Origin of the sequence: Enterococcus sp. CR-Ec1 (assembly GCF_002850555.1) — a bacterium.
Lineage (GTDB): Bacteria > Bacillota > Bacilli > Lactobacillales > Enterococcaceae > Enterococcus_D > Enterococcus_D entomosocium.
Map to the genome: position 1 here is coordinate 859,261 of NZ_CP025223.1, position 13,133 is coordinate 872,393.

Annotated in this window: 11 protein-coding genes, 1 tRNA gene and 1 pseudogene; 10 read left to right on the forward strand and 3 right to left on the reverse strand. The window is 41.0% G+C overall.

Translation table 11 applies throughout. The features are described 5' to 3' along the window. Nucleotides 1–533: 533 nt before the first annotated feature. Nucleotides 534–1,073, reverse strand: a complete 540-nt coding sequence (locus CXM95_RS04020) for a hypothetical protein (RefSeq protein ID WP_086299165.1) — start codon at nt 1,071–1,073, stop codon at nt 534–536. Between the two features lie 141 nt (nt 1,074–1,214). Here CXM95_RS04020 and CXM95_RS04025 point away from each other — a divergent pair, with 141 nt between their 5' ends. The 4 genes from CXM95_RS04025 (at nt 1,215) to CXM95_RS04045 (ending at nt 5,839) form a co-directional block, all read left to right on the forward strand. After that, on the forward strand, nt 1,215–3,692 hold the full coding sequence (locus CXM95_RS04025) for a vitamin B12-dependent ribonucleotide reductase (RefSeq protein WP_101698859.1): 2,478 nt from the start codon (nt 1,215–1,217) through the stop codon (nt 3,690–3,692). An 87-nt stretch (nt 3,693–3,779) separates the two neighbouring features. Further along, nucleotides 3,780–4,169 carry a DUF4430 domain-containing protein gene (locus CXM95_RS04030; RefSeq protein WP_086299167.1) on the forward strand — a complete coding sequence of 130 codons (390 nt, stop codon included), beginning with the start codon at nt 3,780–3,782 and terminating at the stop codon, nt 4,167–4,169. A gap of 538 nt (nt 4,170–4,707) precedes the next feature. Further along, nucleotides 4,708–5,196 (forward strand): AAA family ATPase, encoded by a 489-nt coding sequence (locus tag CXM95_RS04035; protein WP_005237399.1) that lies wholly within the window; start codon nt 4,708–4,710, stop codon nt 5,194–5,196. A gap of 391 nt (nt 5,197–5,587) precedes the next feature. Next, nucleotides 5,588–5,839 carry a type II toxin-antitoxin system Phd/YefM family antitoxin gene (locus tag CXM95_RS04045; protein WP_101698860.1) on the forward strand — a complete coding sequence of 84 codons (252 nt, stop codon included), beginning with the start codon at nt 5,588–5,590 and terminating at the stop codon, nt 5,837–5,839. A 348-nt stretch (nt 5,840–6,187) separates the two neighbouring features. Here CXM95_RS04045 and CXM95_RS19170 read toward each other — a convergent pair. Beyond that, nucleotides 6,188–6,357, reverse strand: a pseudogene (locus CXM95_RS19170) (ISL3 family transposase); the annotation flags it as partial. A 149-nt stretch (nt 6,358–6,506) separates the two neighbouring features. Then, nucleotides 6,507–6,579 (reverse strand) — tRNA-Lys (locus CXM95_RS04055). Between the two features lie 269 nt (nt 6,580–6,848). Between CXM95_RS04055 and CXM95_RS04060 the strand changes: the two genes are divergently transcribed. From CXM95_RS04060 to CXM95_RS04085, 6 genes are all read left to right on the forward strand, one after another. Next, nucleotides 6,849–7,415: a DUF1836 domain-containing protein gene (locus CXM95_RS04060; RefSeq protein WP_086299705.1), complete on the forward strand. Its 567-nt coding sequence runs from the start codon at nt 6,849–6,851 to the stop codon at nt 7,413–7,415. Continuing rightward, nucleotides 7,408–8,268: a DegV family protein gene (locus CXM95_RS04065; RefSeq protein ID WP_005237394.1), complete on the forward strand. Its 861-nt coding sequence runs from the start codon at nt 7,408–7,410 to the stop codon at nt 8,266–8,268. Before CXM95_RS04060 ends, CXM95_RS04065 begins: the two co-directional genes overlap by 8 nt. A 131-nt stretch (nt 8,269–8,399) precedes the next feature. Continuing rightward, the gene (gene yycF / locus CXM95_RS04070; RefSeq protein ID WP_010747607.1) at nt 8,400–9,104 is read left to right on the forward strand and encodes a response regulator YycF; all 705 of its coding nucleotides are present in this window, start codon (nt 8,400–8,402) and stop codon (nt 9,102–9,104) included. A gap of 3 nt (nt 9,105–9,107) precedes the next feature. Next, nucleotides 9,108–10,949 carry a cell wall metabolism sensor histidine kinase WalK gene (walK, locus tag CXM95_RS04075; RefSeq protein WP_008377228.1) on the forward strand — a complete coding sequence of 614 codons (1,842 nt, stop codon included), beginning with the start codon at nt 9,108–9,110 and terminating at the stop codon, nt 10,947–10,949. Further along, nucleotides 10,946–12,256, forward strand: coding sequence for a YycH family regulatory protein (locus CXM95_RS04080; protein WP_086372670.1), 1,311 nt, complete (start codon nt 10,946–10,948; stop codon nt 12,254–12,256). The genes walK and CXM95_RS04080 overlap by 4 nt, the downstream gene beginning before the upstream one ends. Further along, nucleotides 12,257–13,111: a two-component system regulatory protein YycI gene (locus tag CXM95_RS04085; protein ID WP_005237391.1), complete on the forward strand. Its 855-nt coding sequence runs from the start codon at nt 12,257–12,259 to the stop codon at nt 13,109–13,111. It abuts the gene before it with no gap. Nucleotides 13,112–13,133: the final 22 nt, after the last annotated feature.

Genomic DNA, 13,133 nt, shown 5'->3' on the forward strand with positions numbered 1-13,133 from the left:
TCTGACTGGTTAAAATAGAGCGTTTTTTGAAATTTAGTGAGAAAAAAATTTCTTTCCATAAGCGCTTGATCACTATCAAGTTTCTTATGCACTTTTTCACAAATGTCAAAGGTCAAATTGAATAAAAAAATTTCAGCTGCTCTTTTTTATCCAGTCATTGATTTTCCATAGTTAGGATAAACCTCTGAATTCTTTTGGTCAAGAAAAATTAAATTGTTATTTAAAAAAAATAATAAATTTCTGATGATAGAAAAAGTAAACATCATCATTCATTAATAATCTGAAAGAAATGCTACTACATTCGGTCAAGGGCGTGGATGAAATAGAGAACGTTTCATTTAAATGAATGGACGCATAAAGATGAAAGAAACCCTTTCGAAAGGCTTTTAGCTGTTACTTTTTGGATAGATTTTTAAGCAAAGGAAACAGAAGAGTAGCCATAGTTTTTTTGTTTTTCTAACAATAACTTTACGCTAACATTCTTTCAAAGAAACACGAAAACAAAGTTAGCCGGATTCTTCATTCCATCGAAATCACTGGTTTTTTTTCTTCAATTTATAGGAGTTGGGTGTTATTCGCTCAAATACTGGCCATAAAAGCAAATAAAAGACGAAGTTTCCACTGGCATGAAAGAAATCGAACAGTAGTCCTTGAAGGTAATAGGCAAGAAACGAAGGAAACTGATAAAGCCAAACCTCCATCAACGAAACGATCAAGCCATAAAGAAGTCCGCAAAGAAAGGCAAAGAAAGCTTGCAGGATACGATTTTTCTTGATGATCGGGATTTTTCCAAGCTGTTGAAAAAGAACGATGGTGCCGGTAAGTGCAGCCAATTGACTGATCGTCCAGGGACCCATGCCTAAATAGATATTTGTTCCGAGCAAACTTAGCAAGGCAATCATCAACGCATCGGTTAAGCAGTAAGAAAAAGCCACTAAAAATAAAAGGGCACTCATAGGCTGAACGTTAGGGATAAAGACAAAAACCAACCGTCCAACGATACACGCTGCGGTGAGCAGTGCTAAATGAGAAATTCTTTGAACGGAGAATACCTTGGATTGGGGAGGAAGCATGAAAATCGCCGACTTTCTAATTGATAATCATTCTCATTATACATGGAAAATAATATAATTCAAGATTGAAATACACATCATATAGTACGATAATAAAAACGGAGCACAATATGTTGTGTTTTTAGAAGGAGAGGGAAAGAAATGGACTACAAAAAACAAACGATTGAGAAATTGAACGAGGATATCAAGTTGTTCCAAGAAGTTTCGGCGATCACACCGGAAATGACCAAAACATTTGAGGGAATCGCTCGTTTGATTATGTTGGATCGTTACTCATTCAAGGATCAAACCCATCAAACGTTGGGTAAGGATGATTTGGTGATTTTGACAACGAAAGCTGATCCTAAATATCCTGCACGAGGAATCGGTATTGTGAAAGCAATCGATGGGGAACTAGTCTCTATCGAAGTGGAAGAGGCCTATCGTTCAGCGTTAGAAGATACTGATGAACAAGCCAGTGGACTTGTGAAAAGAAGAAAAAGTGACATTGAAAAACCGTTAGAACTCTTTTTTGAGCAAGTGGCGCATCGTGTTGCCAAAGGGATTTCTGCCAACGAGTCCCATGACCAGGAGCGCTTCCTTGAGACGTTTTACCAACAAATCGTGGCGCAAAACCTAATTCCCGCAGGCAGAGTACTTTATGGAGCAGGAACAAATTCTCAAGTTACCTACTTCAGTTGCTTTGTGATGCCTTTCATCCATGATTCCCGAAAAGGGATTGCTGTCCATCGACAAGAAGTCATGGAAATCATGAGTCGTGGTGGTGGGGTTGGAACCAATGGGTCGACCTTGCGACCAAAATCAAGTGTGGTCCACGGCGTCAGCGGTCGGTCTTCTGGGGCAGTTTCTTGGTTGAATGATTTGGCGAACTTGACGAACCTTGTCGAACAAGGAGGTAGTCGTCGCGGAGCGCAGATGATTATGATGGCAGATTGGCATCCAGATATTTTTACGTTTATTCTTTCTAAAGTTCAAAATCCTGCTGTATTGCTTCACCTGAAAAAAACAGTCACGAATGCAGCAATCAAACAACTGATCAATGAAAAACTGCAATTTGATCCTTTGACAAAAATGGAAGAAAGAATGTTCACTTATCTAGCGCAACTGCCTGAATCGTCAGATAAGGAACATAATGACATGATCCAAAAGGCAAAAGAAAAATTGCGAATAGGTGGCAGCTATACGGTAAAAGAAAGTGATTTCTTAACTGGTGCGAATATTTCAGTCTGCTTGACAGGAGAATTCATGGAAGCAGTGAAGACAGATGGGTGGTATGAGCTGCGCTTTCCAGATATTGACAATTATTCAGAAGCAGAGATGGCGCAATATGATGCAAAATGGGCGGAAGTCGGGGATGTGCGAGAATGGGCAGCAGCTGGTCATAAAGTCAAAACCTATCAAAGGATCAAAGCTCGTGAGTTATGGGAGTTGATTACTTTTTGTGCAACGTATTCTGCTGAGCCTGGTATTTTCTTTATCGATAATGCCAACAAGATGACGAATGCTACAGCATACGGACAAAAAGTCGTGGCAACCAATCCGTGCGGTGAACAGCCCCTAACCCCTTATGCCGTCTGTAACTTGGCAGCCATCAATCTCGCAAACATGGCGGATCGCCAGAAAGGCACCGTTGATTTTGCCAAACTAAAAGAAACCGTGAAAACAGCAGTTCGTTTCCAAGACAATGTTATTGACGCAACGCCTTACTTTTTTGACAAAAATGAGCAGCAGGCGAAAGGGGAAAGACGTGTTGGATTAGGGATCATGGGCTTGGCAGATTTATTGATCTACTGTGGGAAAAAATACGGATCGGCAGAAGGGAATCAATTCGTTGATCAAATTTTCGAGGCAATGGCAGTCACTGCCTATGAGGCATCCATTGAATTGGCGAAAGAAAAAGGCAGCTTTCCCTTCCTGATTGGAAAAAATGACCAAGAGACGCAAGCGTTGCGGAAGAAATTTGTCGATACAGGATACATGAAAAAAATGCCAGCGCACATCCACGAAGGCGTGCTGCGATTCGGCATTCGTAACTCTCATCTTTTGACCGTTGCACCAACAGGATCGACAGGCACGATGACGGGAGTTTCAACCGGTTTAGAACCTTACTACTCCTTTTCTTATTTTAGAAGCGGTCGACTAGGTAAGTTTATTGAAATCAATGCGGAGATCGTTGACGAATACCTGATGGATCATCCTGAAAGAACCAAAGCGCAGTTGCCGGCATGGTTCATTTCCGCTATGGAGTTGACGCCCGAAGAACATGTCGGTGTGCAATGCACCATTCAACGTTGGGTGGATAGCTCCATTTCAAAAACGGTCAATGCACCAAAAGGATATACAGTAAGCCAAGTAGCCAAGGTTTATCGAGATCTTTATGAAGGAGGAGCCAAAGGAGGGACCGTCTATGTAGATGGCAGCCGAGATTCACAAGTACTTACCTTAGAAGCGGTAGAAAATGAGCTGACCGCACAAGTTGAACCGCTGCCTGTCGTTCAAGTAGATGAACCCGTCGTCTCTGGTGAAATCTGCCCCATCTGCCATGAAGGAACCATTGAGGAAATCGGCGGCTGTAGTACCTGCACAAACTGTAAAATCCAATTAAAATGCGGGCTCTAAGAAAAAACGGGATTGATAAAATAACTCTTATCCGCATATTGGATAGAAAAACGATTAGTATTTTGACTATTGGAGAGGAAGAAATAGATGAAAAAAGTATTTGTCGTATTTATGCTAGTGAGCACATTACTCGTCGCTACAGGATGTCAACAGGCAAGTGTAACGTCAGAAAGCACGCAGCAAAGTTCCTTGAAGCAAGAACAAGGAACAGCTACGATCGTCATCCAAAATCAAGAAGATGTGACCTCAAAAGAAGTAACGTTCCGAGAAAATGAGTCGCTGCTGGAAGTAATGAAAGAAAACTTTACGATCAAAGAAAAAGATGGCTTTATCACCTCGATCAACGGCATCAGCCAAGATCAAAAAGCCAATCTATTTTGGGTCTATACCGTCAATGACGAAATGACCGATAAAGGGGCACAAGCGTTGATTTTAAAGAACAATGACACTATCACATTTGATTTGAAAACATTCTGATTTGTTTGATTCTAAGGATCTTTATTGGTGCAAAAGAACTTGCACATAAAGATCTTTATCTATACAGATAGACTCTTGCGTTTATTTTGGAGGTAGTTTTGCATTCAAGTTCTATTCAAGAGTCTATTCTTGTTTTTCTATCATAGTTTGGAGTGGTGGCTTATTTTATTTTAAAATTGGAATAATAGAAATAAAGATACCATTACATACATAAGTTTTAGCCATGATGTTTCTTTCGTATTTTGGCTTTCGTTCCTATTTTTTGTAGAAAATAATTTTTTTATAGTAGAGTGGAAATGGACAAAAATTTGATTTATCCGTTAGCTTAAGTGGCTAACGCTTCTATTCTCTAATATATGGTTTTACTTACTATTTTTCTTGCGATTGTTTCCCAATCTGCTTGTTGTTCATAAAAACAATGTTATCATTGTATCATCAGATGTGGGTGGCGAACAGTGGTCTAAAACACGAGCGTTGATTACAAATAAGGTTTTTTCGTTCTCTTTGTTTATTGATCAGAAAAGGTAGGAGGAGAATAATGGTTGAGGTACTTTTGATGTGTGGCGTTAGTGGTGCAGGCAAAACCACTTACTCAAAACAAAAAGAGCAAGAAGGTTATGTAAGATTAGCAATAGATGAATTAATTTGGGAAGACTATGGCGTTTATGGTGTTGATTACCCTTCGGAAAAATATGCAAAAGTTTCGTCATTATCTTCAGTTAAATTGAAAGAGCTTACAGTAAGGGCTGTTCAAGAAGGAAAAAACGTAGTTGTCGATTCTAGTTTTTGGGCTAAAAGTCACCGAGACGCTTATAGAGAACTACTGGCAGCATATGATGTGACGATTAAAGTAATCTATCTAAAAGCTGATTATGATACTTTACGAAAACGATTAGCGATCAGAAATAAAGTCCAGACTGCAAATTCCGCTTTTCCTATTACAGAAGAAATCCTTCAACGGTTTTTTTCAGGATTCGAAGAACCGATAAATGAAGATGAAGTAGTGATTGAGCAAAAGAATAAATGAAGTAGCATCAAAATGTTTTTACTCCTTTTCAATACATTTAGTCTTATTACTGTGCAGGACACAAAGGACAGTCATACTAGAAGCAAAACAGTGATTGGCAATTTCTTTTCTTGTTGCATTCTTCGATTAATAAACGGATCAAAAAGCAAGCCGCTGAAGACAAAATGACTATGGCAGCTGTTAAAGACCAAGAATCAATACAAGAAACCGCCCATTTGGTAAATAGGACGGCAAACAGTAACCAATTTGAGCAATCGAAACCACAAATTACGGCACAAAAAACGATTACTAAAAGACTTGAAGACTTGTAAGAAAAATTAAATATGTTCTTCCTCTTTATTTACGTACGTTATAATATGCTTAAGATTTTTAAATAGAAGGAGGAGAAAACATGGAAGTAATTACACCAACGAATGCAAGAAAAAACCTTTATGGAATCATTAAGCATGTTGTGGCTGACAGTCAACCTGTAGAAATTGCGAGTACAAAAGAGGAAGAAAGCGCCATCATGATTAGTAAGAGCGATTGGAACTCCTTACAAGAAACGCTCAACTTACAAAATGTGGGTGTACTTGATCGGATCAAACACTTTGAGAATGAAGAAAGTGAAGACTTAGGTGAAATTGATTGGGATAGAATGTAAAGATCAAAAAGAATGCTCGCAAAGATTTGTCTAAATTGAAGAGTATCAATCTAACTAGTAAGTTTGATGAACTGATCAAAGTCATTAAGGAAAATCCTTTTCAAACACCGCCGCCTTACGAAAAATTACCAGGATTACCTTACTGTTCAAGACGTCTCAATATCAAACACAGGTTGGTTACAGCGTGGAAGAAGAGAGTAAAACGATCACGATTCTCTCTGTTTGGTCACACTATGAACGTGGGATATAATATGCTAAACTATTTCGACTCTTTGTCAACAAGGACTGATGAGTCGTACAAAATCAAATCTGGGTCAGAATGAATAGCATTCTGGCTCAGATTTTTTGTTAGCTTACTTTGATTAATTGATTGATCAAAATGATTCTAATTCTCATGTTCTCAAATGATTTAAATCTGTAGAATACTCGTTTCGTGATCGGTAAATGAGTCATCGTTTGAGTAAGGGAGAGAATCGTATTGAGATGCCTTCTTCATCGCTCAAAAGTTTTTGAAGTTTTACACAGACCTCTTCGAATAAGAAATCTTCTTATCAAAAAAATCCTTTATTCGTAAGGTGATAATTATAAACAAAAAAATGGAACAGCATAAATGTTTTCGAAATGCTTTCGCACCAACATTTACCTGTTCCGTGGGTTTGGCACCCAATGGGCCGTGAGGGGCTCGAACCCGCGACCCGCTGATTAAGAGTCAGCTGCTCTACCAACTGAGCTAACGGCCCGTACCAAAAGTACTTCATTATCTTAGCACTCCGGTGTTTAAAAATCAATCATTCTTTTGAAAAAAATGTGCGCTTTTTCCAGTTGGAAAACAGGGGTTATCTTAAAAAAACACCATTCGTTCCCCAATTTCAAATGATAGGAAATTCTTAAAAGATTGATCAGATTGCTTTAAAAACTCAGAAAACCGTGATAAAATGTATCTAGTTATCGAAACTAGATGATTAGTTTGTGATAATCTAACCTTCTGTTAGTCAAAATGGAGGATGACATGGAAAAATTACAATCGAACATGAAAACATGGGGTGAATCGCTGCTGGAATTCCATCTGCCTAGGTGGGAAGAGTTGCCAACCCTGGAACTGTATATGGATCAGGTAATCACTTTGATTGACCAATATTTATCACCTGTGATCCAAACAGAAAAACATCCGCTATTGACCTCTTCTATGGTCAATAATTATGTCAAAAAAGGGATGATCCCCGCACCAGAAAAAAAACGTTACAACCAAAAGCATCTCGCATTTTTGATCGCGATCACGATGCTGAAGCAAGTGTTGACAATTCCAGAAATAAAGACAGGCATCCTTTTTCAAGGGAAAGCTGTCGGAATCAGAAATGCCTATAATGTATTTTGTGAAGAACAAGAAAAAGCAATTCATCTTGTTGGCAAAGAAGCAATGGGAGAGCCCGAGCAAATGGCATCGGAACCAATCCCGATTGAATTAGTGGCCATGAAAGGTGCAACGCGTTCCTTTGCTAATAAATTGTTGGCAGAAAAAACCATCGAATTAGAAGTCATTTATTTAGAAACACATAAAGGAGAAGCCCATGAATAAAGAGAAAATTGCCCTATTAGTTGATTCAGGTACCGATGTTCCCGCACAGATCATGGAGCAATACGGCATGTATATGCTGCCATTGCAAATAATCTACAAGGATCGGACCTATACCGATAAAGTTGATATTACTGCCGAAGAAATTTACGAACGTTTGCCGCAAGAGATTCCTAGTACTTCATTACCTGATGGCGCGGCGATCGGGGAAATCTTTGATCGGATCAAAGCCGATGGGTATGAAAAAGTCCTTGCCGTAACCATCTCCAGCGGATTGAGCGGAACGTTTAATGTCGTTCGACTGTTAGGTGAACAACGGACGGATCTTGAGGTTTTTGTACTTGATACGAAAAATATTGGGATCGGTGCAGGGCTGCAAGCGATTCGTGCGGCAGAACTGTTAGAAAAAGGCGTGACTTGGGAAGAATTGCGGGCACAATTAACGAATGAAGTACCGAAAAACAAAGTCTTTTTCAACGTAGCTACCTTAGAGTATTTACAAAAAGGCGGCCGGATCGGTCTGGTTGCATCCATCTTAGGTAATGCTTTGAAATTGAATCCAATTATCTCTTGTAATGAAGAAGGGATCTACTATACGGTCGCAAAATCTCGTGGACGGAAGAAAAGCTTGGATAAAACCGTTGACTTGATCAAGCAATTCATCGGTGACCATCGCCATGTGCGTTTAGCCGTGGCCCAAGGTGATGCACTACAAGAAGCCAAAGAGATGAAAGCAAGATTAGAAGCCGAATTTCCTAAGGTCAAAGAAATCTTGTTTGGGCAAATCTCTCCCGCGTTAGTTGTCCATACGGGTCCTGGGTTGTTAGGGATCGGTATTCAACTCTTAGAAGAGTAAAAAAGAAAGGCCCCGTGCCTTTCTTTTTTTGTGCTTTCCTTAAGAATGAGGCGGCGGTTTTTGGGAAAGATGAAAAGCCTGTTTAAATAATGTATAATAAGTAAGAAACCAAAAAAATTGAGGTGACATTTTTGAAAAAGATCCTAGTAGTGGACGATGAGAAACCAATTTCTGATATCGTCAAATTTAATTTAACCAAAGAAGGATATGAAGTATATACCGCCTATGATGGAGAAGAGGCATTAGAAAAAGTAGCCGAGGTCGATCCTGATCTGATTTTGCTTGATTTGATGCTACCAAAAATGGATGGATTGGAAGTTGCACGGGAAGTGCGCAAAACCCATGACATGCCGATCATCATGGTCACAGCCAAAGATTCTGAAATCGATAAAGTACTAGGCCTTGAGCTTGGTGCGGACGATTATGTAACCAAACCATTTTCAAACCGGGAATTGGTGGCCCGCGTCAAAGCCAATCTGCGTCGCGGCTCGGCAGCTGCGAAGGAAGCAGACGACAATGCCAACAGCGAATTAACGATTGGTGATTTAACAATTCATCCGGATGCCTACATGGTCACTAAAAATGGTGCAGCCATCGAATTGACGCACCGGGAGTTTGAATTGATGCACTACTTGGCAAAACATCTTGGTCAAGTGATGACCCGAGAACATTTATTGCAAACTGTCTGGGGCTATGACTACTTTGGTGATGTTCGAACCGTTGACGTGACGGTGCGCCGTTTGCGTGAAAAAATCGAAGACAGCCCGAGCCATCCAAACTATTTGGTTACTCGTCGCGGAGTGGGCTATTACTTGCGGAACCCAGAACAGGAATAAGCTATGAAAAATAAGGTTCGCTTTTTTCAATCGGTGAACTTCAAAATCGCCCTGACTTTTATCTTGATCTTATTGATTGCGATCCAGATTATCGGGGCGTATTTTATTCGCGAATTGGAAAGAACAACGGTCGATGCCTTCAAACGCGACATGGAGGCACGGGCCAGCACGTTAGTGGTGACATTAGGCTCTGAATTGAGTCGCATGGATAATGATGACGGGTTGGATTGGGATTCCATGAATGCTTCCCTGAATCGAATCTTAACGAGTACCAACTCTTCAGAAATTTTGGAGATGCGGGTGGTGGATGAGCAAGGGATTATTCGTGCAACCACCAATATCAATGATCGTGGCTCGGTGGGAGAAAAAAATGATTACCGTGATTACGATACGAACCGCAGTGAAGTCCTTTATGATGAATCCAGCGGTCAGCGGGTGTTCAATATCGTCCAGTCGATCCAATCACCGACAGGGGATACCGTTTTAGGAACCCTTTATTTACGGAGCAATCTAGAGTCAAAGTACAATGAAGTCAGTACGACGGCGGTCATTTTTGTTACCGCCTCGCTGATAGCGGCAGTGATTTCGATCATTGTGGCACTATTGGTCTCTCGTTCGATTACCCAACCAATTGGAGAGATGCGGGAACAAGCGATTCGCATCGCTAAAGGAGATTATAGCCGCAAGGTCGCGATTCATGGGAAAGATGAATTGGGACAATTGGCGGAAACCTTCAATCAACTAGGAGAACGAATCGAAGAGACTCAAGAGGCGATGGAGTCCGAGCGAAATCGCTTGGATAGTGTCTTATCCCACATGACAGACGGCGTTGTTGCCACCGACCGACGAGGCAAAGTCATTACCATCAATGAGATGGCGATGTCCTTGTTGAATGTCACAAACGAAGAAGCGATCGGGCAGTCGATTTTGACGTTATTGGAAATCGATGAAGAATACACGTTACGAAAGCTTTTGGAAAATCCTGAAGACATGCTTTTGGAACGTCCTAGCAATGATTTGACGGGAACAAATCTGATCTTGCGCATTGATTTCTCCATGATCCGTCGAGAGTCCGGGTTCATTTCCGGTCTAGTTGCGGTAATGCACGATGTCACGGAACAAGAAAAAAATGAGCAGGAACGGCGAGAATTTGTCTCCAACGTTTCCCATGAGTTGCGAACACCTCTAACGAGTATGCGTAGTTACATCGAAGCGCTGAGTGAGGGTGCTTGGAAAGATCCAGAAATTGCGCCGAACTTTTTGAAAGTGACTTTGGATGAAACGGATCGAATGATTCGCATGATCAATGACCTGTTGAGTCTGTCGCGGATGGATAGCGGCAATTCGCAACTGCAGTTGGAATACATCAATTTCAATGAAATGGTTAATTTCGTGTTGGATCGTTTTGACATGATGGTGACGAATGAAAGCAAAAAATATTTGATTCGTCGGGAGTTCACCAAACGAGAATTGTGGGTGGAAGTCGATACGGACAAAATGATCCAAGTGATCGACAACATCATGAATAATGCCATCAAATATTCGCCAGATGGTGGGATTATTACGGTGAAATTGATGGAGACTCATAATAACATCGTCCTTAGCATCAATGACCAAGGACTAGGAATTCCGAAAAAAGATCTCACGAAGATCTTTGATCGTTTTTATCGAGTCGATAAAGCTCGAGCCCGCCAACAAGGAGGCACCGGCTTAGGGTTGGCGATCTCACGTGAAGTCATCAAAGCTCATGGCGGTGCGATTTGGGCGGAAAGTCGAGAAAATCGCGGGTCAACATTTTACATCATGTTGCCTTATGAACCGTATGAGGAGGATTGGTGGGTATGAGAATCTCAGAAAAAATCATTCGAGCAGGTTTGATCGTGATGATCGCCTTGAGTTTTTATTTCTCCTATATGATTTGGCTAAATCCGACCGGGTTCAACAATGCCAGCACCGAAACAGATACTGGCGTCAATCCTTCGGTTCAAACCTACAAACAAAAAAGTGATTTGTTTTTGCCCCTATATCTGACATGGAATGACGAAGAGGATATCAAAGAAACCAACTCTGAAGCGGTGATTCGAGAGATCCAAGAGGTGATCAACGAGGCAACGATCAGTGATTTGACCCTGCGAACCTATGGTGAAGAACAGGCTTTTTCGAAAGCCCAAGAGGTCGATCAAGGAATATCCTTAAACTACTATACGACGTTTTACTTGAAAGATTACGAGAAAACCTTTGATAAAGAACTGTCCTTAGAGGACGAAAGTGAAACAGAGGATTTTCCGTTTTCTCGCATCCAGTTTGATCTCGAAGAAAATACGATCCAATTTGTTGACTTTACCCATCAACGAGTAGTTCGAGGCAAGATCGACTGGGATAAAAGCCAAGTAAAACACTTACTAGCAGACAATCCTCGGGAATGGACGGCAATGAGGACTGATCAAGAACGATCCAGCAATCAATACTATACGCAGGATTCGATCAAGCTAAAAAAATACAGCTACTATTCTTCGACACAGTCTCAGAGTTTGTTCCGAGAAGCCTTTTTCAGCAATCCTAAAAATGTCAAGATCAATGACGAAAGTGTCGATACCTACTATTATGAAGGTGGGCAAAACATGACGGTCTTGCAAGATCAGCAGCAAGTCAAGTTTGAAACCACCACAGACGGTTCCGATGAAATGGATCTGGCAATGTTGAGTGCGGATTACATTATTCGTCTAGGCAATAACTTTGGGACGATCCGCTATTTTGATCAACAAGACAAACACTTGGATTATCGGGTTTTCGTCGAAGGCTATCCAGTCTTTAGTACTGGCGGCCAAGGGGTGATCAGTGTCGCTTTTTCAGAAAGTGGTCAGACCGGCAGTCGTGAAATGACGATTTCTGCCAGCTTGAACGCAATTCAAGTGCCGATTCCTTCTGAAACGGAGATTGAATTGCCTTCTAGTTTGTCAGTCAAAAATGATTTGATTGCGGCAGGGGCTGACCCAGAGCTGTTGCAACAGATCATCGTCGGCTATCAATGGGGGGAGATCAAAGATGCACCACTGGTTGATTTGACACCTGCTTGGTATGTCAATTATGACTCGTCTTGGATTAGCTATGATGCATTAATGACAAAATTAGCAGAAACGGAGGAGAATTAATTGGATTTTAAACGAATCGAATGGATTTTTTTCCTCGCTTTTCTTGGTCTGAATGTCTTTTTATTCAATGTTTATAGTGAGGCTCGCAGCGAGCATCAGATGGTTTCACAATCAAACCAAACGATTCCTATCGAACAACGACTCGATTCTGAGGACATTCGGTATTCTGGTGAATTATCAGACGAGGTCTTGAGTGGCTATTATTTGAGCGGTGAACAGACGGATTTTGAGGCAGAACTACGAAATCCGCAACTCAATACTCAGTTCAAAAGAGGGTCGACGGTCAAAGGGCAGCAGTTGATCCATGTCTCAACCAATGGCTTTTATATCAGTGATGATTCTCAAACGGAAGAAACCGTCAATGGTTTCTTGCAACGTAAAGACCAAGTCCTGTTTGGGGATGAATATGACTATTTGGAAAACCTCTCTGTCTTGAACGCCAATCATCCGACGGTGGTGGCGGTCCAGTCGTATGAAGGCATTCCTTTCAATGACAGCTCAAGTCGGATCGATATCACCTTAGAACAAACGGATGATCTACTGCAGATTGCCCGTTATACGCAAACACATATCTCCAATATTACGCCTCTAAGGGAAAAGATGACGGTCTATTCAGAAAAAGAAGCAGTAAATACGCTTTATCTGAACAACAAGCTGCCAAGTCACTCGAAAATTCTCTGGACGGAATTAGCCTATACGATGATTTTGAAGGTTAGGGAAAAAAACGTGTATATTCCTGCATGGTTTATTGCTTTCCAATTAGATGGCGATGACACCATTCAAATCGAAACGGTCAATGCCTTCAGCAATCGGATCATCACGAATAATGCCGTTCAAAAGGTAGAAAATCCATAAAAAAGCGGGTATAATGGAACTC